Source organism: Actinomycetospora sp. NBRC 106375 (assembly GCF_030269665.1).
Classification (GTDB): Bacteria; Actinomycetota; Actinomycetes; order Mycobacteriales; family Pseudonocardiaceae; genus Actinomycetospora.
In genome coordinates, this window is record NZ_BSTS01000002.1 from 230,629 (window position 1) to 250,029 (window position 19,401).

17 protein-coding genes are annotated in these 19,401 nt (G+C 72.7%); 1 reads left to right on the forward strand and 16 read right to left on the reverse strand.

Annotated features, from left to right (window positions below):
• Nucleotides 1-936 (reverse strand): patatin-like phospholipase family protein, encoded by a 936-nt coding sequence (locus QSK03_RS04615; RefSeq protein ID WP_285648786.1) that lies wholly within the window; start codon nt 934-936, stop codon nt 1-3.
• Nucleotides 937-938: 2 nt separating this feature from the next.
• Between QSK03_RS04615 and rarD the strand changes: the two genes are divergently transcribed.
• Nucleotides 939-1,880, forward strand: a complete 942-nt coding sequence (rarD, locus tag QSK03_RS04620) for an EamA family transporter RarD (RefSeq protein WP_285648787.1) — start codon at nt 939-941, stop codon at nt 1,878-1,880.
• A 26-nt stretch (nt 1,881-1,906) separates the two neighbouring features.
• Here rarD and QSK03_RS04625 read toward each other — a convergent pair whose 3' ends face one another.
• The 15 genes from QSK03_RS04625 to QSK03_RS04695 all read right to left on the reverse strand — a co-directional run bounded on the left by QSK03_RS04625 (nt 1,907) and on the right by QSK03_RS04695 (nt 19,372).
• Nucleotides 1,907-2,923 (reverse strand): polyprenyl synthetase family protein, encoded by a 1,017-nt coding sequence (locus tag QSK03_RS04625; protein WP_502872127.1) that lies wholly within the window; start codon nt 2,921-2,923, stop codon nt 1,907-1,909.
• Nucleotides 2,924-2,927: 4 nt separating this feature from the next.
• Complete coding sequence (nuoN, locus tag QSK03_RS04630; RefSeq protein WP_285648788.1) at nt 2,928-4,541, reverse strand: NADH-quinone oxidoreductase subunit NuoN; 1,614 nt, start codon at nt 4,539-4,541, stop codon at nt 2,928-2,930.
• Nucleotides 4,538-6,181 (reverse strand): NADH-quinone oxidoreductase subunit M, encoded by a 1,644-nt coding sequence (locus tag QSK03_RS04635; RefSeq protein WP_285648789.1) that lies wholly within the window; start codon nt 6,179-6,181, stop codon nt 4,538-4,540. Before QSK03_RS04635 ends, nuoN begins: the two co-directional genes overlap by 4 nt.
• Nucleotides 6,178-8,175 (reverse strand): NADH-quinone oxidoreductase subunit L, encoded by a 1,998-nt coding sequence (gene nuoL, locus QSK03_RS04640; protein WP_502872136.1) that lies wholly within the window; start codon nt 8,173-8,175, stop codon nt 6,178-6,180. Before nuoL ends, QSK03_RS04635 begins: the two co-directional genes overlap by 4 nt.
• Before the next feature lie 96 nt (nt 8,176-8,271).
• Nucleotides 8,272-8,571: an NADH-quinone oxidoreductase subunit NuoK gene (nuoK, locus tag QSK03_RS04645; protein ID WP_285648790.1), complete on the reverse strand. Its 300-nt coding sequence runs from the start codon at nt 8,569-8,571 to the stop codon at nt 8,272-8,274.
• Nucleotides 8,568-9,455, reverse strand: coding sequence for an NADH-quinone oxidoreductase subunit J (locus QSK03_RS04650; RefSeq protein WP_502872137.1), 888 nt, complete (start codon nt 9,453-9,455; stop codon nt 8,568-8,570). The genes nuoK and QSK03_RS04650 overlap by 4 nt, the downstream gene beginning before the upstream one ends.
• Nucleotides 9,456-9,481: 26 nt before the next feature.
• Nucleotides 9,482-10,063, reverse strand: a complete 582-nt coding sequence (gene nuoI / locus QSK03_RS04655; protein WP_285648791.1) for an NADH-quinone oxidoreductase subunit NuoI — start codon at nt 10,061-10,063, stop codon at nt 9,482-9,484.
• On the reverse strand, nt 10,063-11,409 hold the full coding sequence (nuoH, locus tag QSK03_RS04660) for an NADH-quinone oxidoreductase subunit NuoH (RefSeq protein ID WP_285648792.1): 1,347 nt from the start codon (nt 11,407-11,409) through the stop codon (nt 10,063-10,065). The genes nuoI and nuoH overlap by 1 nt, the downstream gene beginning before the upstream one ends.
• Nucleotides 11,406-14,141: an NADH-quinone oxidoreductase subunit NuoG gene (gene nuoG, locus QSK03_RS04665; RefSeq protein ID WP_285648793.1), complete on the reverse strand. Its 2,736-nt coding sequence runs from the start codon at nt 14,139-14,141 to the stop codon at nt 11,406-11,408. Before nuoG ends, nuoH begins: the two co-directional genes overlap by 4 nt.
• Nucleotides 14,138-15,469: an NADH-quinone oxidoreductase subunit NuoF gene (gene nuoF / locus QSK03_RS04670; protein WP_285648794.1), complete on the reverse strand. Its 1,332-nt coding sequence runs from the start codon at nt 15,467-15,469 to the stop codon at nt 14,138-14,140. The genes nuoG and nuoF overlap by 4 nt, the downstream gene beginning before the upstream one ends.
• Nucleotides 15,466-16,263, reverse strand: coding sequence for an NADH-quinone oxidoreductase subunit NuoE (nuoE, locus tag QSK03_RS04675; RefSeq protein WP_285648795.1), 798 nt, complete (start codon nt 16,261-16,263; stop codon nt 15,466-15,468). Before nuoE ends, nuoF begins: the two co-directional genes overlap by 4 nt.
• Entirely contained in the window at nt 16,260-17,600 is a 1,341-nt protein-coding gene (locus QSK03_RS04680; protein WP_285648796.1) for an NADH-quinone oxidoreductase subunit D, read from the reverse strand. The genes nuoE and QSK03_RS04680 overlap by 4 nt, the downstream gene beginning before the upstream one ends.
• On the reverse strand, nt 17,597-18,241 hold the full coding sequence (locus tag QSK03_RS04685; RefSeq protein WP_502872138.1) for an NADH-quinone oxidoreductase subunit C: 645 nt from the start codon (nt 18,239-18,241) through the stop codon (nt 17,597-17,599). Before QSK03_RS04685 ends, QSK03_RS04680 begins: the two co-directional genes overlap by 4 nt.
• A 166-nt stretch (nt 18,242-18,407) precedes the next feature.
• Entirely contained in the window at nt 18,408-19,004 is a 597-nt protein-coding gene (locus QSK03_RS04690; protein WP_285648798.1) for a NuoB/complex I 20 kDa subunit family protein, read from the reverse strand.
• Between the two features lie 2 nt (nt 19,005-19,006).
• Nucleotides 19,007-19,372, reverse strand: coding sequence for an NADH-quinone oxidoreductase subunit A (locus tag QSK03_RS04695; protein ID WP_285648799.1), 366 nt, complete (start codon nt 19,370-19,372; stop codon nt 19,007-19,009).
• Nucleotides 19,373-19,401: the final 29 nt, after the last annotated feature.

Sequence of the window (19,401 nt, forward strand, 5' to 3'; positions counted from 1 at the left end):
TCAGGCGACCGGGCGGGCGGCCGTGCACCACGCGTGCACGGCCGCCCGGCCCGCCGCCACCGCCTCGCGCAGCACCGCGGGGTCGGTCTCGAGCTGGCCGACATCGCGGGTGCGCAGCGGCGGGCGGATCGTCTGCACGCGGCCCGCGAACGCTCCGGTGAGCGCGGCCCCGTCGGCGAGCTGGCGCTCGTAGCGCGTCCGCCAGGCCGCGGCGGCGCCCGGCGCGGTGCGGGCGAGCAGGAGGCGCGCCAGCGCGTCCCCGCTGCGCCACGGCGGCCGGACGGGGTCGTCGGCGCGCCGCGTCCGCAGCAGCAGGACGTGCGACGCCCCGGCGGCGAGCGGTGTCCTGAACGGCAGGGTCTCGGCGAGCGCGGCGTCGAGGAAGCGCCGTCCGGACAGCACCACCGGCGGTCCGCCGAGGATCGGCAGGTGCGTCGAGGCCCGCAGCGCGGTCTTCAGGGTGGAGGTGTCGTGGACCAGCGGCCGCAGGTCGACCGAGGCGCCCGTGTCGGCGTCGGTCGCCATCGGGTGCAGCGGCGTCGCCGCTCCGCGCACGGCGTCCCAGTCGAGGGGGACGACACGCTCGTAGAGGTGGTCGACCACCCAGGCCATGTCGACGACCGGTCGCCCGACGAGGAACCGGGCGACGCCCGTCACCCGGCGCATCACCCCGGGCCGCGACCAGGCCGCCGCGCCCTCGTCCGCGGCTCCCGCGACGAACCATGCGCCGTTGACGGTGCCCGCCGACGCCCCGTGGACGGCGTCGAAGGCGTGCGCGTAGCCGCGGGCGGCGAGCTCGGCGGTCATGCCCGCGGAGAGCGTCGCCCGGCTCCCGCCGCCCTCGACGGCCAGCACGACGCGGTGCGGGTCGCCGCGGTCGCCGGGGCGGTCGCCGCGGTCCCGTCGGGCGCGCAGGACATCCAGCACGGGGTGCACGCATGAGCTTCGCACCGGCGCGGCGGACGGGTCGGACGAGCGGTCCCGATCACGCGCGGGGCGCCGGTCGGGGGTACGCGACCGCGGTCGCCGCGTACACGCTGTGGGGGTTCTCGCCGGCCTTCTGGCCGCTGCTCGCGCCGGCGGGTGCCCTCGAGTCCCTCGCCCACCGTGTCGCGTGGACGTTGGTCGGGATGGTCGGCGTGCTGACCGTCGTGGGCCGGTGGTCGGACCTGCGCGGCCTCCCGCCGCGGACGTGGATGCTGATCACGGCCGGGTCCGTGCTCATCGCCGCGAACTGGGGCGCGTTCATCTGGGCCGCCACGCACGGCCAGGTCGTCGACTCGTCGCTGGGCTACTACGCGACCCCGCTGGTGTCGGTGCTGCTCGCGGTCGTCGTGCTGCGCGAGCGGCTGCGCCTGGCGCAGTGGGTGGCGATCGGGCTGGCGGTGGCGGCCGTCGTCGTGCTCACCGTCGGCACCGGACGGCTGCCCTGGATCACGATCGTGCTGGCGCTGAGCTTCGGCACGTACGGGCTGGTGAAGAAGCAGGTCCCGCTCGACCCGATCCCCGGGCTGACCGCCGAGGGCTTCCTGCTCGGGCCGCTGGCGATCGTCTTTCTGGTCGGGTTGCAGATCGCCGGGATCGGCACGTTCGCGGGCCACGGCGTCGGGCACGCGCTGCTGCTCGCCGCCGCGGGGCCGATCACGGCGCTGCCGCTGCTGCTCTTCGCCGCCGGCGCGAAGCGCCTCACGCTCGCGACCCTCGGCGTGCTGCAGTACATCAACCCGACGCTGCAGTTCCTCTACGGCGTCGTCGTCGACGGCGAGCCGATGCCCGCCTCCCGCTGGGTCGGCGTCGCCCTCGTCTGGGCCGCCCTGCTCCTCTTCACCGGCGACGCCCTCCGCCGCCGCCCCGTACGTGAGCAGTTGGCGCCCCGATAGGGGCGCCAACTGCTCACGTACGCCGATCAGCCCGGGCGCGCGACGGTGTAGTCGAGGAGAGCGGCGAGGGCGTGGCGGGCGGGGCCGTCGGGCAGGGCGGCGAGCTCGGCGCGGGCGGCGTCGGCGCGGGCGTCGAGCGCCGCGCGGGCCTCGCGCAGGCCGGCCGACCCGCGCAGGAGCTCGAGGGCCTCGCCCACCTCGTGGTCGTCGAGCTCGCGGGTGCCGACGCCGAGGGCGCGCAGCCGCGGGACCTCGGGACCGTCGCCGGCGAGCGTGTAGAGCACCGGCAGCGTCGCGACGCCCTCGCGCAGGTCGGTGCCGGGGGTCTTGCCCGAGTCGCCCGACGGCGAGGCGATGTCGATGATGTCGTCGGAGACCTGGAACGCGGTCCCGATGATCTCGCCGAACCGGCTCATCGCCGCGACGTGCTCGGGGGGCGCGCCCGCGAACATGGCCCCGAACCGCCCCGAGGTCGCGATCAGCGAGCCGGTCTTCTCGGCCACGACGGCGAGGTAGTGCTCGACCGCGTCCTCGCCGTCGCGCGGCCCGCGGGTCTCGCGCATCTGGCCCGTCACGAGCTCGGCGAACGTCTCCGCGATGATCCGCACGGCCTCCGGGCCCAGCTGCGAGACCAGGCGCGAGGCGTGGGCGAACAGGTAGTCGCCGGTGAGGATCGCGATCGAGTTGTCCCACCGGGCGTTGGCGCTCTCGGCGCCGCGGCGCATGACGGCCTCGTCCATGACGTCGTCGTGGTAGAGCGTCGCGAGGTGCACGAGCTCCACCGACGTCGCCGCCACCACCACGTCGTCCGAGGTCCCGCCGGCGAGCTGGGCGGCGAGCAGCGTCAGCAGCGGGCGGAACCGCTTGCCGCCGGCCTCGATGAGGTGCAGCGAGGTGTCGGTGACGAAGCGGTAGTCGCTGTACACCTCGCGGCGCAGCAGCTCCTCGACGCGGTCGAGGCCCTCGCCGACCGCGGCGGCGAGGCCAGGGTCGGCGATGGGCAGGCCCGCGACCTGGGTCAGGGCAGGGTTGGGTCCGGACACGGTCCTAGCCTAGGAAGGACAGGCCGTCGGCCCATCCCAGGACGGCGGTCGGCACGACACCGAGCAGCAGGGTCACCACGACCCCCAGTGTGATCGCCACCGTCGTGAAGGGGCCAGGCACGCTGACGGTCGGGCCGTCCGCGGCGGGCTCCGAGAAGTACATGAGGACGATCAGGCGCAGGTAGAAGAACGCCGCCACCGCGCTGACCACCAGGGCCACGATGACCAGCGGCGTCATCCCGTCGGCCAGGGCCGCCGAGAACACCGCGAACTTGGCGGTGAAGCCACTGGTCAGCGGGATGCCGGCGAGGGCCAGCATGAGGAACGTCACCGCGGCCGCGACCACCGGCGAGCGCCTCCCGAGCCCCGCCCACGCCGAGAGGTGCGTCGCCTCGCCGTCGGGGCCGCGCACCAGCGAGACCAGCCCGAACAGCGCGACCGTCGTGAACCCGTAGGCCAGCAGGTAGAACAGCGTCGCCGAGAGCCCGGCCGGGGTGACGGCCATCGCGCCGAGCAGTAGGAAGCCTGCGTGGGCGACCGACGAGTACGCGATCATGCGCTTGACGTCGGTCTGGGTCAGGCCGAGCACGGCGCCGACCACCATCGACACGATCGCGACGATCCACAGCACGCCGCGCCACTCCCAGACCGTGGAGCCGAACGCGACGGTGAACACCCGCAGGATCGCCCCGAACGCCGCGACCTTGGTGCACGCGGCCATGAAGGCGGTCACCGAGGTCGGGGCGCCCTGGTAGACGTCCGGGGTCCACGTGTGGAACGGGCCCACCGAGGCCTTGAAGAGCAGGCCCACCACCAGCAGCGCCAGCCCGCCGAACAGCAGCGAGTCCGGGCGCAGCGAGCCCGCGGCGGCCAGCGAGATGTCCGAGAGCTTCACCGAGTCCGCGTAGCCGTAGAGCAGCGCGAGGCCGTAGAGGAAGAACGCCGACGAGAACGCGCCGAGCAGGAAGTACTTGACCGCCGACTCCTGGCTCATCAGCCGGCGCCGGCGCGCGAGCCCGCAGAGCAGGTAGAGCGGCAGGCTGAGCACCTCGAGCGCGACGAACATCGTCAGCAGGTCGTCGGCGGCACAGAAGACGATCATCCCGCCGAGCGCGAAGAGCACGAGCGGGTAGATCTCGGTGTGGCCCTCGACGGCGTCGGTGCCGCGCGCGGCGCGACCCGAGCCGCCGGAGCCGCCGGAGCCGCCCACACGGCCGCCGCCGCGCGTCCCCGCGGAGACGCGCTCCCGGCTCTCCGCCTCGGCGAGCGCCACCGGGTCGGCCACGAAGGCGCCGCCGGGCTCGATCGACCGGTCGGCGAGCAGCAGCACGCTCGGCACGGCCAGCGCGAGCAGCGTGCCCCACAGGAACAGCGAGGGCCCGTCGACGGCGAGGGCGCCGGCGAGCGTCGTCACCGCCGGCGCGCCCGAGGTCGCGCGCACGACCACCGCGAGGAACGCGGCCACGATCGCGACGAGGGTCAGGGTGAGCTGCGCCCGCCCCCGTCCGCGCAGCGGCAGGAGCGCCTCGAGCAGCACCGACACGCACGCCGCCCCGAGAATGATCAACATGGGCGCGAGAGCGCCGTAGTCGACCGTCGGGAACGCGGGACCGGTCATCGCGGCACTCCGTTGGTCGGGGCGGCCGGGGCCACCGGGTCGACGGCGCCGACCTCGGACATGGTCGCCGACACCGCCGGGTCGAGGACGTCGAGGACCGGCCCGGGGAAGAACCCGAGCACGAGGACGAGGGCCACCAGCGGCGTCATGATGGCGATCTCGCCGCGGGTCAGGTCGCCGAAGCGGGCCGTGGTGCGGCGGGCCCAGGAGCCCCCGGTGTCGTCGGTGTCGTCCCCGGAGCCCATCGTCGCCGCCGACGCCGCCCCGGGCCCGTCACCGACGACGGCCGTGCCGCGCAGCGGGCCCGTGAAGACCCGCTGGTAGACCCACAGCACGTAGAGCGCCGCGAAGACGATCCCGACGGTGGCGATCACCGTGAACACGGGCCGGGTCGGGAACGCGCCGATGAGCACGAGGAACTCGCTGATGAACGAGTTCGTGCCGGGCAGCGAGAGCGTCGAGAGGCCGGCGATGAGGAACATCCCCGCGAGCAGCGGCGCCGCGCGCCCGACGCCGCCGTACTCGGTCATCGAGGCTGTCCCGCCGCGGCGGATCAGCATGCCGACGGCGAGGAAGAGCATCGCGGTCGAGATGCCGTGGTTGACCATGTAGAGCGCCGAGCCGGCGATCGCCTGCGAGGTGAAGGCGAAGATGCCGAGCGCGATGTAGCCGAAGTGCGCGATCGAGGTGTAGGCGACGAAGCGCTTCATGTCGGTCTGCGCCGCCGCGAGCAGCGCCCCGTAGATCACGCCGATCACCGCGAGCGTCAGCACCAGCGGCGCCAGCTCCCGCGACGCCGCCGGGAACAGCGGCAGCGTGTAGCGCAGGAACCCGAACACTCCGACCTTGTCGAGCAGGCCGACGAGGATCACGCCGCCCGCGACGGGCGCCTCGGCACCGGCGTCGGGCAGCCACGTGTGCAGCGGCACCAGCGGCGCCTTGATGGCGAACGCGGCGAAGAACCCGAGGAAGAGCGGGATCTGCGTCGACAGCGGCAGCTGCCCGGCCATCTGCTGCAGCGCCGCCCAGTCGAACGTGCCCTGCCCGAGGCGGGACTCGCTGGCGACGAACAGCCCGATCACCGACGCCAGCATGATCAGGCCGCCGAGGAACGAGTACAGGAAGAACTTCACCGCGGCGTACTGGCGGCGCGGCCCGCCGAAGCGCCCGATGAGGAAGTACATCGGGATGAGCATCGCCTCGAACAGGACGTAGAACAGGAACACGTCGGTCGCGGCGAAGACGCCGACGAGCACGCCCTGGGTGGCCAGCATCAGCGCGGTGAACCCGGCCCCGGTGCGCCCCGGGGGCAGCTTGTCGCCCCACGCGAAGCCCAGCACGATCGGCACGAGGACCGCGAGCAGCGCGATCATCGTCAGCGCGATGCCGTCGATGCCGAGCGCGAAGCGGGTGCCGAACGCGGGGATCCAGTCGACGGCGAGCTCGCCCTGGAACCGCGGCGTGCCCGGTCCGGTCCGGAACATCGCCCACACCGCGACGACGAGCACCAGCGAGACCGCGGAGAAGCCGAGGCCGACGGCCTTGCCCGCGCGGTCGAGGTGCTCGCGGGTCGCCATGGCGCCGCAGACGGCCGCCCCGATCAGCGGGACCAGCAGCAGGGCGAGCAGCAGCGCGCTCACGAGCCGAACCCGCCGACGACGAGGAGAGCCGCGACGAGCACGACGGAACCTCCGAGGATGGTCAGGGCGTAGGAGCGGACGAAGCCGGTCTGCGTGCGCCGCAACCGGCCCGACGTCCCGCCGAGCAGCGCGGCGGTGCCGTTGACCGCGCCGTCCACGCCGCGGTTGTCGAGGTAGACCAGCGCGCGGGACAGCCAGATGCCCGGCCGCGCGATGACGCTCTCGTTGATCGTGTTGGCGAACAGGTCCGCCCGGGCCGCCCGCACCGGCAGGCTCACGCGCTGCGGGCGCTCGACCGGCACCTCACGGCGCCCGATCAGCAGGTAGGCGGTGCCCGCGCCCACGACCATGAGGATCGAGGCGAACACGGGCACCAGGCCGACCGGGAACGCGGTCGGGAGCGTGTCGGGCTCGATCGTGGGGCCGATCGAGGCCTCGAGGTAGTCGGCCAGGTGCTCGCCGAGCACGAGGAACGCGCCGGCCCCGAGCGAGCCGATCGCCAGCAGCACCATCGGTGCCGTCATCGCGGCCACCGACTCGTGCGGGTGGTAGTGCTCGGGCGGGTCCTCCAGGTCGGCCGCGTCGATGCGCCGGGGCTTCAGGTCCTTCCAGCGCTCGGGTCCGAAGAACGTCATGAGCATCAGGCGCGTCATGTAGAACGCCGTGAGACCGGCCGCCAGGAGCGCGGCGAGCCCGAAGATCCAGCCGCCGACCGGGCCCGCGGTCAGCGAGGCCTCGATGATCAGGTCCTTCGTGTAGTAGCCCGAGAAGAACGGGAAGCCGATCAGGGCCAGGTAGCCGAAGGTGAACGTCCAGAACGTCACCGGCATGTGGCGCCAGAGCCCGCCGAAGCGGCGCATGTCGGTCTCGTCGGTCATGCCGTGCATCACCGAGCCGGCGCCGAGGAAGAGCCCGGCCTTGAAGAAGCCGTGGGCGAGCAGGTGCGCCAGGGCCGCCGCGTAGCCGACCGGGCCGAGGCCGACGGCCAGCATCATGTAGCCGATCTGGCTGACCGTGGAGTACGCCAGGACCTTCTTGATGTCGTCGTAGGCGCACCCGATGATCGCCCCGATCACCAGCGTGATCGCGCCGACGATCGTCACGAGCAGCTGCCCCACCGGCGCCAGGTCGTACAGCGGGTTGGCGCGCGCGATGAGGTAGACGCCGGCGGTGACCATCGTGGCGGCGTGGATGAGCGCCGACACCGGCGTCGGGCCCTCCATGGCGTCGGGCAGCCACGCCTGCAGCGGGAACTGGCCCGACTTGCCGCAGGCGCCGAGCAGCAGCAGCAGCGTGATCGCGGTCAGCGCGCCCGGGGAGATCTCACCGGCGCGGGCGAACACCTCGCCGTACTGCGTGGTGCCCAGTTCGAGGAACAGCAGGAAGATCGCCAGCGCGAGCCCGACGTCACCGACCCGGTTCATGAGGAACGCCTTCTTCGCGGCGCTGCCCGCCGACCGGCGTCCGGTGTAGAAGCCGATGAGCAGGTACGACGCGAGACCGACGCCCTCCCACCCGAGGTAGAGCGTCACGAACCCGTTGCCGAGGACCAGCACCAGCATCGACGCCACGAAGAGGTTGAGCTGGGCGAAGAACTTCCGGCGGTGCGGGTCGTGGTCCATGTAGCCCACGGAGTAGATGTGGATCAGCGATCCGACACCCGTGATGAGCAGGGCGAACGTGATCGACAGCGGGTCGATGCGCAGGCCGAACTCGACGTTGAGCGCGCCGACGACGAACCAGTCGTAGAGGCCCAGGTCGCGCACCCGCTCCTCGGCGGGCAGCCCGAGCGACCCGGCGAACAGCACGACGGCGACGACGAACGACGCGACGACCGTCGCGACGCCGAGGACGTGACCCCAGCGGTCGGTGCGGCGCCCGCCCACGAACAGGACGAGCGCGCCGAGCGCGGGGAAGGCGACGAGCAGCCAGGCCGCGCCGGCGGCGCCCTCGGCGGGGAGCACCGGGGGGAGCGGGGCGGCGGCGGTCAGCAACGACACGACTCTCTGACCCCTTTCTCATTCGCGCCGCAGGTCGGTAGGGAGCGCGACGAAGGAGCGCTGACTGCCGTATCTGCTTGGGGCGGCAAGTTAGTACTTGAGCAGGTTGGCGTCGTCGACCGAGGTCGAGCGGCGGGAGCGGAAGATCGCCATGATGATCGAGAGGCCGACGACGACCTCGGCCGCGGCGACGACCATGACGAAGAAGGCCATGATCTGGCCGCCGAGCGAGCCGTTGATGCGGGCGAACGTGACGAGCGTCAGGTTCACGGCGTTGAGCATCAGCTCGATACACATGAACACGACGATGGCGTTGCGCCGCACGAGCACCCCGACCGCGCCGATGGCGAACAGCAGCGCGGAGAGCAGCAGGTAGACGGTGGGGCTCATCGGGCTCCCTCACCCTCGTGCTCGCCCTCGCTGAGGCGGTCGTGCGTGCTGCCGGCGCCGTGACCGTCGCCGTCACCGCCCCGCAGGGCCCGCGCGTCGACCTCACCGGCGGGACCGCTCTGCGACTGCACGTCGGCGATGTCGGCGTCGAGCCGCTCGCGGCGGGTCGACTCGATGATCTGCGACAGCGACGCCGGGGCGACCGAGCCGTCGGGCAGCAGGGCCGGGGTGGCGACCGAGTCGGCGGTCGCGAAGACGCCCGGGCCGGACCGCGAGCCGTAGCCCGCCAGCGGGCCGCGCAGCCGTTCGACGACGCGCTCGCGCTGGCTCGCCTGCTTGCGGCGCGCCTGGCCGGCGAAGGTGTAGACCATCGCGCCGACCGCGGCGGTGATCAGCAGCGCCGAGGTCAGCTCGAACGGCAGCAGGTAGTCGCGGAAGATGCTCGTGCCCAGCGCCTGGACGTTGCCGCGGGCCTCGGGGCCGTAGCCCGGGCCGAGGCCGACCGGGCCGACGGTCGTGAGCGTCTCGGCGACCGCCGCCACCGCGAGCCCCCCGAGCCCGACGCCGAGGACGGCGGCCGCGAGCCGCTGCCCGCGCAGCACCTCGACCACCGAGTCCGAGGCGTCGCGTCCGACCATCATCAGCACGAACACGAACAGCATCATGATCGCGCCGGTGTAGACGATGATCTGTGTGAAGCCGAGGAAGGGCGCCTGCTGGACCATGTAGAGCACGCCGAGGCTCAGCATCGTGAGCACCAGCCACAGCGCCGAGTGCACGGCGTTCCGCGAGAAGATCATCCCGAGGCCGCCGGCGAGCGCGACCGGGCCGAGGATCCAGAACACCACCGACTCGCCGGTGCTCATCTCCCCGCCGCCCGTCATCGGCGCGGCGCTCGCCAGCAGGGCGCTCACCGGGCCTCCCCGGGCACGGCACCGGGCGTCATGGGGATCTCCTCACGGACCTGGTCCTGGACGTCGGGCCGGCGCGCCATCTCCGGACCCTGCACGTAGTAGTCCTGCTCGTCCTCGCCGAGGCGCATCGGGTGGGGCGGCTGCTCCATGCCCGGCAGCAGCGGCGCGAGCAGGCGCTCCTTGTCGTAGATCAGGTCCTGGCGGTCGTCGTCCGCGAGCTCGTACTCGTTGGTCATCGTCAGCGACCGCGTCGGGCACGCCTCGATGCACAGGCCGCAGCCGATGCAGCGCAGGTAGTTGATCTGGTAGATCGCGCCGTAGCGCTCGCCCGGCGAGTAGCGCTCCTCGTCGGTGTTGTCGCCGCCCTCGACGTAGATCGCGTCGGCCGGGCAGGCCCAGGCGCACAGCTCGCAGCCGACGCACTTCTCGAGGCCGTCGGGATGGCGGTTGAGCTGGTGCCGCCCGTGGTAGCGCGGGGCGGTCACCTTCTTCACCCGCGGGTAGTCCTCGGTGACGACCTTGCGGAACATCGTCGAGAAGGTCACGCCGAACCCGGCGAGCCCGTCGAACATGCCCATCAGCGGTCTCCCTTCGATGGTCCGGCTCCGGCAGGCTCCGCGTCCTGTCCCGTCCCCGCGCCCACCGGCTCGCTGTCCTTCTGCTTCTCCCGCGAGCCCGCGACCGCGCGGCGGCGGCGTTTCGGGGTCGGCGGGACGGCGAGGTCGAGCGGTGGCACGGGGTAGTCCGCGACGACCGGCGGCTCCGGGTCCTCCTCCGGCGGCGCCTGGTCGGGGATGAGCAGGGCGGCGCCGACCAGCAGCACCAGCACCACGCCGCCCACGATGAGGATCTGGCCGGTGGTCAGCTCGCTGCGCAGCACGCGCAACGTGGCCACCAGCACCACCCAGAGCAGGCTGATCGGGATCAGCAGCTTCCAGCCCAGGCGCATGAACTGGTCGTAGCGCTGGCGGGGCAGCGTGCCGCGCAGCCAGACGTAGACGAACAGGAACGCCAGCGTCTTGCCGAAGAACCAGAGCAGCGGCCACCAGCCCTCGTTCGCCCCGGCCCACAGCGACAGCGGCCACGGGGCGCGCCAGCCACCGAGGAACAGCGTCGTGGCGACCGCGGAGAGGGTGACCATGTTGACGTACTCGGCGAGGAAGAAGAGCGCGAACTTCAGCGACGAGTACTCGGTGTGGAAGCCGCCGACCAGCTCGGACTCGGCCTCGGGCAGGTCGAACGGCGCGCGGTTGGTCTCGCCGACCATCGACACCGCGAAGATCACGAAGCTGACCGGCAGCAGCCAGATGTACCAGCCGCCCTCCTGCGCGGAGACGATGTCCGCGGTCGACAGCGACCCGGAGTAGAGCACCACCGCGATGATCGACAGGCCGAGCGCGAGCTCGTAGGAGATCACCTGGGCGGCGCTCCGCAGGCTGCCGAGCAGCGGGTACGGCGAGCCGGACGCCCACCCCGCGAGCACGATGCCGTAGACGCCGATCGACGAGCACGCGAGCACGACCAGCACGCCGACGGGGAGGTCGGTCAGCTGGAGCGCGGTCTGCTCACCGAAGATCGAGACCTGCGGGCCGAGCGGGATCACCGACCACGCGACGAACGCCGGGACCACCGAGAGCACCGGCGCGATGAAGAAGACCGCCTTGTCGGCGAGGACCGGGCGGATGTCCTCCTTGAACGCCAGCTTGAGCCCGTCGGCCAGCGACTGGAGCAGGCCGAACGGCCCGTTCCAGTTCGGCCCCGGGCGCTGCTGCATCCGCCCCACGACCCGGCGCTCGAACCAGATCATGAACAGCGTGACCAGCATCAGCAGGACGAAGATCACGAGGACCTTGATGAGCGTCAGCCAGAACGGGTCGTCCGCGATCAGGGTCTGGTAGTACCCCGGCGGGGGGACTGGGTTCACCTCTGGCTCCCGTCGTGCGACCCGGTCACGCGGACGGGGCCTCCGTGGGTGAGACCGAGGCCGGCCAGGGTGACGGCGCCGCCCGGCTCGACCACGCGGGCCGGGGCCCAGACGACGTCCACGGGCAGGTCCGCGAGCTCCACCTCGAGGTGCAGCTCGCCGCGCGGGCCCGCCAGCGTCGCGACGTCGTCCTCGTGCAGGTCCAGCCGCTGCGCCGTCGCGGTCGACACGCGGATCTTCGGCGGCCGGGCCGTGCCGGCGAGCTCGGGCTCGTCGACGAGCAGCGACCCGCCGTCGAGGAGCTGGCGCCAGGTGGCGAGCCGCAGACCGCCGTCGGCGTCCGAGGTGGTCGCGGCGCGCTCCTCGTCGTCCACCTCGACCACCGACACGACGTCGACCTCGGCGAGCCCCGCCGGCGTCGCCACGAGATACTCCTCCTCGGTGACGACCAGCGCGGCGTGGTGGCCCTCGGGGCGATCCGGGTGGTCGGGACCGCGCACCGGCGCCGGCCGCGCCGGGCGGGCGACGCCGAGGCGCTCGAGCTCCGCGGCGGCGACCTCCGGGGTCTGGGTGAACAGGTCGACGTCCATCTCGACGGCGAGGGTGTCGAGCACCCGGCAGTCCGGCAGCGTGATCGCCGCGGTGCCGCCGACCCGGCCCGACGACCCGCCGGACGGGTCGATGGTGGTGGCGAAGCGGCGGTCCCGGCCCTCCCAGTTGCGGAAGGTGCCCGACTTGTTGACCACGGGCGCCACCGGCAGCACGACGTCGGCGTACGGCGTGACTTCGGAGTGGGCCTGCTCGAGGCTCACGACCACGTCGGCCGCGCGCAGCGCCTCGCGGGCGAGCACGGGGTCCGGGAGGTCGGCGATCTCGACGCCGCCGACCACGAGGCCGGCGAGCTCACCGGCCGCGGCCGCGCGCAGGATCGCGGCGGCGTCGCGGCCCGGGGTCGCGGGCAGCTCGGTCACGCCCCAGGTCGACGCGAGCTGGGCGCGGGCGACGTCGTCGATCGGGCGGCCGCCCGGCAGCAGGGTCGGCAGCGCGCCGGCGTCCACCGCGCCGCGCTCCCCGGCGCGGCGGGGGATCCAGGCGACCTTCGCGCCGCTGCGGCCGGCCAGCGCCGAGACCGCGGCGTAGAGCCCGGGCACCTCGGCGGCGCGCTCGCCCACGAGCACGACCGCGCCGGGACGGGTGAGCGCCTCGGCGAGGGCGTCGGGCAGCGCGTCGAGCGCGGCGGGCTCGCCGCCCGGGGCGCAGGCCACGAGGTGGCCGCCGGTCTTGACGACCGCCGGCGTCGACCACTGGCCGAGGTGGTGCACCGCCGTGCCCTGGCGCGCCGCCTTGCGCAGCCGCAGGAAGACGACCGGCGCCTCCTCCTCGACCTCGAGGGCGACGGTGAGGACCGTCGAGGCCTCCTCGAGGTCGGCGTAGGTCACGCCGAGACCGGTGCCGGCGACGTGCGCGGCGAGGAAGTCCAGCTCCTCGCCGGAGTGCGCGCGGGCGCGGGCGTCGATGTCGTTGGTACCGAGTGCCAGGCGCGCGAACTTCGCGTAGGCGTACGCGTCCTCGACCGTCAGACGCCCGCCGGGCAGGACGCCGACGCCGCGCTTGGGCTCACGCTCCGTCTCCTCGTCGTCGGCGGAGTCGCCCGAGTCCTCGGTGATCGAAGTCCCGTTGCGGACGCTGAGCGTCTGTGACGGCGCTTCGCTGACCACCTCGCCGTCACGCGCGGCGACGAGGAGGGAGGCGGCGCGCTCGAGGGCGTCGGTCCACGAGGCCTCGTGCAGCTCGCCGTCGTCGCCGCGCACCAGCGGGCGCGTGATGCGACCGGCGGCCTGGGCGTAGCGGAAGGCGAAGCGGGTCTTGTCGTCGATCCACTCCTCGTTGACCTCGGGGTCGTCGCCGGCCAGGACGCGGGTGACCGCGCCCCGGCGCCAGTCGCGGCGCACCGCGGCGCCCGAGCTGTCGTGCTCGGCCACCCCGGCGGTGGAGACGAGGTCGAACGGGCGCGACCGGAAGCGGTACGACGCCGAGGTCAGCGCGCCCACCGGGCAGATCTGGATGGTGTTGCCCGAGAAGTAGGACTGGAAGTCCTCGCCCTCGCCGAAGGCGGTCTCCTCGGTGCCGATCTGCTGGTGCGCGCCGCGCTCGAGCAGCTCGATGAACTGGTCGCCCGCGATCTGGCGCGAGAACCGGGTGCAGCGCTGGCAGAGCACGCAGCGCTCGCGGTCGAGCAGCACCTCGTCGGAGATCGGCAGCGGCTTGGCGAAGGTCCGTTTCTCCTCGACGAACCGCGACTCCGCCCGGCCCGAGGACATCGCCTGGTTCTGCAGGGGGCACTCGCCGCCCTTGTCGCAGATCGGGCAGTCCAGCGGGTGGTTGATCAGCAGCAGCTCCATGACGCCCTGCTGCGCCTTGTCGGCGACCGGCGAGGTCATCTGGGTGTTGACGACCATGTCCTGGGCGACGGTCATCGTGCAGCTGGCCTGCGGCTTGGGCATCTTGCGCCCGCCCATCTCCACCTCGACCAGGCACTGGCGGCAGGCGCCGGCCGGGTCGAGCAGGGGGTGGTCGCAGAAGCGCGGGACGACGATGCCGAGCCGCTCGCACGTGCGGATGATCAGCTCGCCCTGCGGGGCGTCGACGACCTGGTCGTCGATGGTGAGCCGGACGTGGCCCTCCCGGATCGGGGGGCCCTCGGCGTCCGTCTTCTCCGGTGCCTGTGTCACGCGCTGGCTCCGCTCAGCTCGACGATCCGCTCGACTTCCGGGTGCCGGGTCTGCGCCTCGCAGAGCGCGACGAACTCCTCGCGGAAGTACTTGATGCCGCTGGTGATCGGCGAGACCGCCCCGTCGCCGAGGGCGCAGAACGAGCGCCCGAGCACGTTGTCGCAGACGTCGAGCAGCGTGTCGATGTCGGCCTCGGTGCCGTGGCCCTCGACCATCCGGCGCAGGATCCCGGCGAGCCAGTAGCAGCCCTCGCGGCACGGCGTGCACTTGCCGCAGGACTCGTGCTCGTAGAACTCGGTCCACTTCATGACCGCCCACGGCACCGATACGGTCTCGTTGAAGATCATGAGCGCCGTGGTCCCGAGCATCGAGCCGGCCTCGGTGGCGCCCTCGAAGTCGAGCGGCACGTCGAGGTGCTCGGCGGTCAGCAGCGGCGTGGACGACCCGCCCGGCGTCCAGAACTTCAGCGGAATGCCGCCGGACATGCCGCCGGCCAGGTCGAGGAGCTCGCGCAGCGTGGTGCCCAGCGGCGCCTCGTACTGCCCGGGACGCTCGACGTGCCCGGACAACGAGAAGATCTTCGGGCCGGGCGAGCGCTCGCGGCCCATCGTGCGGAACCAGTCCTTGCCGCCCGACACGATCGCCGGGACGGTCGCGATGGTCTCGACGTTGTTGACGACGGTCGGCGCGGCGTAGAGGCCCGCGGTCGCCGGGAACGGCGGCTTGAGGCGCGGCTGGCCGCGGCGGCCCTCGAGCGAGTCGAGCAGCGCGGTCTCCTCGCCGCAGATGTACGCCCCGGCGCCGGCGTGCACGACGATGTCGAGGTCGAAGCCGGTGCCGTGGATGTCCCGCCCGAGGTGCCCGGCCTCGTAGGCCTCGCGCACCGCGGCGTGCAGGCGCCGGACGCAGTGCACGACCTCGCCCCGCACGTAGATCGCGCAGTAGTGGGCGCGGATCGCCCAGCTCGTGATGATGCAGCCCTCGATGAGCGAGTGCGGGTCGGCCATCATCAGCGGGACGTCCTTGCAGGTGCCCGGCTCGCCCTCGTCGGCGTTGATGACGAGGTACTTGGGCTTCGCCGCCGGGCCGGTGGGCTCCTCGCCCGGCTTGGCCTGCGGGATGAAGCTCCACTTCATGCCCGTCGGGAAGCCCGCGCCGCCGCGGCCGCGCAGGCCGGAGTCCTTGATCAGGGCGATGAGGTCGTCGGCCGGGGTGTTCAGCGCCGTGGTCAGCGCCTCGTAGCCGCCGAGCTCGGTGTAGTGGCGCAGCGTCCACGACTCGGGTCCCAGCCAGTGCTTGGTCAGGACCGGGGTCAACGGGTCGGTCACGACGAACTCCCCTCGTCCGGCACGGGCGGTGCCGTCCACCCGCGCTCCTCGGCGAGCCGGGCGCCGCGCAGGCTCTCCTCGGCCGCCGACGGGCCCGCGACGGCCTCGAGCCCGCCGACCGCCGGGTCGTCGAAGAACCCGGCCAGCAGCAGCTCCACCGACCGGAAGTCGGTCAGCGGGGCCCCGCGCGTCGGGTGCGGCTTCTCCCCGCGCCGCAGCGCGTCGACGATCTCGACCGCCGAGTCGACGGTCTGCTTGTCGAAGAACTCGTAGTCGACGGTCAGCACGGGCGCGAGGTCGCACGCGGCGAGGCACTCGGCGTGCTCGATCGTCATCGAGCCGTCCGCGGCGGTCTGCTCGTGGCCGATGCCGTCGAGACGCTCGCGCACGGCGGCGTAGATGTCGTCACCGCCCAGGGCCGCGCACAGCGTGTTCGTGCAGACGCTGACGAGATGGCGGCCGACGGGCTCGCGCTTGTACATCGTGTAGAAGGTCGCGACCGCCGACACCTCGGCCGTCGTGATCCCCAGGACCTCCGCGCAGAACGCGATGCCGGCCCGGGAGACGTGGCCCTCGACGTGCTGGGTGAGGTGCAGCAGCGGCAGCAGCGCCGACCGCGGCTCGGGGTAGCGCAGCAGGATCGCCGCGGCGCGCTCGCGGACGCCGTCGAACACCGTGGTGTCGACCGACGCGAGCTCACCGTGCTGGGCGACCGTGCCGCCGGCCTCGTCGATGGCGTGCGCGGGATCCACCGGCGGGGCCTGCGGCGGCGCCTCGGGCGGCAGCGGGCTCATCGGTCACACCCCCCCATCACGGGATCCAGCGAGGCCAGCGCGGCGATGACGTCGGAGACCATGCCGCCCTCGGACATCGCGGGCGCGGACTGCAGGTTGACGAAGCTGGGGTCGCGCATGTGCACGCGCAGGGGCCGGGTGCCGCCGTCGGACACCAGGTGCGCACCCATCTCGCCGCGCGGCGACTCGATCGGCACGTAGGCCTGGCCCGGCGGCACCTTGAAGCCCTCGGTGACCAGCTTGAAGTGGTGGATCAGGGACTCCATCGACTGACCCATGATCTGCCGGACGTGCTCGAGGGAGTTGCCCATGCCGTCCGCGCCGATCGACAGCTTCGCGGGCCAGGCGATCTTCGCGTCCTGGATCATGACCGGGCCGGGCTCGAGACGGTCGAGGACCTGCTCGATGATCCGCAGCGACTGGTTCATCTCCTCGACCCGCAGCAGATAGCGGGCGAAGCTGTCCGCCGCGGTCTCGGTGGGCACCTCGAAGTCGTAGTGCTCGTAGCCGAGGTACGGGTCGACCTCGCGCAGGTCCCACGCCAGGCCCGCCGACCGCAGGATCGGCCCGGTGACGCCGAGCGCGAGGCAGCCGTCGACCGGCAGGTAGCCGACGCCCTCGAGCCGCTGGCGCCAGATGCGGTTGCCGGTGAGCAGCTTGTGGAAGCCGGGCAGCCGCTCGCGCATCACGGTGATGAACGACCGGATGCGCTCCTCGTAGCCCTCGGGCAGGTCCTGCACGACCCCGCCGGGGCGGACGAACGCGTGGTTCATGCGCAGGCCGGTGAGGAACTCGAGCAGGTGCAGGACCTCCTCGCGCTCCCGGAAGCCGTTGGTCATGCCGGTCAGCGCCCCGAGCTCCATGCCGCCCGTGGCGAGGGCGACCAGGTGCGAGCCGATCCGGTTGATCTCCATGAGGAGCACGCGGATCGTCGCGGCGCGCTCGGGCACCTCGATGCCGAGCAGGCGCTCGGTCGAGAGGCAGTAGGCCGTCTCGTTGAAGATCGGCGCGAGGTAGTCCGCCCGCGTCACGAAGGTGACGCCCTGGGTCCAGGTGCGGTACTCGCAGTTCTTCTCGATGCCGGTGTGCAGGTAGCCGATGACCAGGCGCGCGTCGGTGACGACCTCGCCCTGCAGCTCCAGCACCAGCCGCAGCACGCCGTGCGTCGACGGGTGCTGCGGACCCATGTTGATGACGATGCGCTCGTCGCCCGCGGTCTGGTCGACCATCTCGTCCCAGTCGCCACCGGTGACCGTGTAGACGGTGCCCTCGGTGGTCTCGCGGCTGGAGGCGCCATAGGGATCGGGACGAGCCGGGTCGTCGTGTGTGGTGCTCACGTGTAGGCCCTCCGCTGGTCGGGCGGCGGGATCTCCGCGTCGTGGTACTCCACGGGGATGCCGCCGAGCGGGTAGCTCTTGAGCTGCGGGTGGCCGTTCCAGTCGTCCGGCATGAGGATCCGGGTCAGGCTCGGGTGGCCGTCGAAGACGATGCCGAACATGTCCCAGGTCTCGCGCTCGTGCCAGTCGGCGGTCGGGTAGACGTCGACCAGCGACGGGCAGTGCGCGTCGTCGAGCTCGAGGGCGACCTCGAGGCGCAGTCGGCGCCGGTAGGTCATCGACAGCAGGTGGACCACGACGTGCAGCTGCTGCGGCACGCCCTCGCCGTAGTCGACGCCCGAGACCCCGGAGCAGAACTCGAAGCGCAGCGCGGGGTCGTCGCGCAGGGTGCGGGCGAGCCGCACGAGGTGCTCGCGGTCGACGTACCAGGTCATCTCGCCGCGATCGACGGTCACCTGGTGGACGCACGTGTCGAAGTCGACGCCGGGGGCGTCGGTGTCGTCGGCCAGCGCCGCGGCGGCCTCGTCGGCGACCTCGTCGAACCAGCCGCCGTAGGGGCGTTCGGCAGGCGCCGGGGCGTAGCCGGGCAGGCGCAGGCCGCCGAAGCCCGTCGTGTCGCCCGAGCCCTGGATGCCGAACATCCCCTCGCGGGCGCGGCCGGCGGTGGAGCCGCTGACGTCGCGGCGCGCGATCTCCTGCGGGCCAAAGGCCGTGCCGGCCGAGCCGGGGTTCGACGCGCCGGTCGGGCCGCTCGCGCCGCCGGCGCCGGTGCCGGGGGTCTCGGGCTTCTTGTCGTCCTTGCCGGGATCACCAGACATGCTCGGCCTTCGCCTCCCCCGTCTTGCGGTCCTTCTTCGCGTACTTCTCCGACGACGGCAGCAGCTCGAGCTTCTCGCCCTGGGCGCGGCGCTCGGCGGCGAGCTCGGCGCGCACCGGGCCGAGCGGCTCGGCCTGGATCTTCTGGTGCAGCTTGAGGATGGCGTCGATGAGCATCTCCGGGCGCGGCGGGCAGCCCGGCAGGTACATGTCGACGGGCACGACGTGGTCGACGCCCTGCACGACGGCGTAGTTGTTGAACATGCCGCCCGACGAGGCGCAGACGCCCATGGCGAGCACCCAGCGGGGCTCGGCCATCTGGTCGTAGATCTGGCGCAGGACCGGGGCCATCTTGTTGGTCACGCGGCCCGCGACGATCATCAGATCGGCCTGGCGGGGGCTCGGGCGGAAGACCTCCATGCCGAAGCGGCCGAGGTCGTAGCGCGGGGCGCCCGAGGTCATCATCTCGATCGCGCAGCACGCCAGCCCGAAGGTGGCGGGCCACAGCGACGCCTTGCGGGTCCAGTTGACCAGGCTCTCGACGCTGGCCAGCACGATCCCGTTCGGGAGCTTCTCTTCCAGTCCCATGTCTAGCTCCAGTCCAGCCCGCCGCGACGCCAGACGTAGGCGTAGGCGAACGCGACGGTGGCGACGAACAGCACGATCTCGACGAGGCCGAACAACCCGAGCGCGTCGATGTTCACCGCGAACGGGTAGAGGAAGACCATCTCGATGTCGAAGAGGATGAACAGCATCGCCGTGAGGTAGTAGGCCACCGGGATGCGACCGCCGCCGGCGACCGGCTGCGGCGAGGGCTCGATGCCGCACTCGTAGGAGTCGAGCTTCGCGCGGTTGTAGCGGTGGGGTCCGATGAACGGCGCGGCGGTCACCGAGAACAGCCCGAACGCCGCGGCGAGCGCGAACATGACGATGAGCGGGACGTAGGGGTCCAGCATCGTCGCTCCTTCCCTCCTGAGGTGCTGCG

Bases quoted from the DNA above. Each gene is read 5' to 3' on its own strand.
- rarD (WP_285648787.1), top strand. From the start codon at position 939: ATGAGCTTCGCACCGGCGCGGCGGACGGGTCGGACGAGCGGTCCCGAT.
- nuoN (WP_285648788.1), bottom strand. From the start codon at position 4,541: ATGACCGGTCCCGCGTTCCCGACGGTCGACTACGGCGCTCTCGCGCCC.
- nuoK (WP_285648790.1), bottom strand. From the start codon at position 8,571: ATGAGCCCCACCGTCTACCTGCTGCTCTCCGCGCTGCTGTTCGCCATC.
- QSK03_RS04650 (WP_502872137.1), bottom strand. From the start codon at position 9,455: ATGACGGGCGGCGGGGAGATGAGCACCGGCGAGTCGGTGGTGTTCTGG.
- nuoI (WP_285648791.1), bottom strand. From the start codon at position 10,063: ATGGGCATGTTCGACGGGCTCGCCGGGTTCGGCGTGACCTTCTCGACG.
- nuoE (WP_285648795.1), bottom strand. From the start codon at position 16,263: ATGAGCCCGCTGCCGCCCGAGGCGCCGCCGCAGGCCCCGCCGGTGGAT.
- QSK03_RS04685 (WP_502872138.1), bottom strand. From the start codon at position 18,241: ATGTTCGGCATCCAGGGCTCGGGCGACACGACGGGCTTCGGCGGCCTG.
- QSK03_RS04690 (WP_285648798.1), bottom strand. From the start codon at position 19,004: ATGGGACTGGAAGAGAAGCTCCCGAACGGGATCGTGCTGGCCAGCGTC.
- QSK03_RS04695 (WP_285648799.1), bottom strand. From the start codon at position 19,372: ATGCTGGACCCCTACGTCCCGCTCATCGTCATGTTCGCGCTCGCCGCG.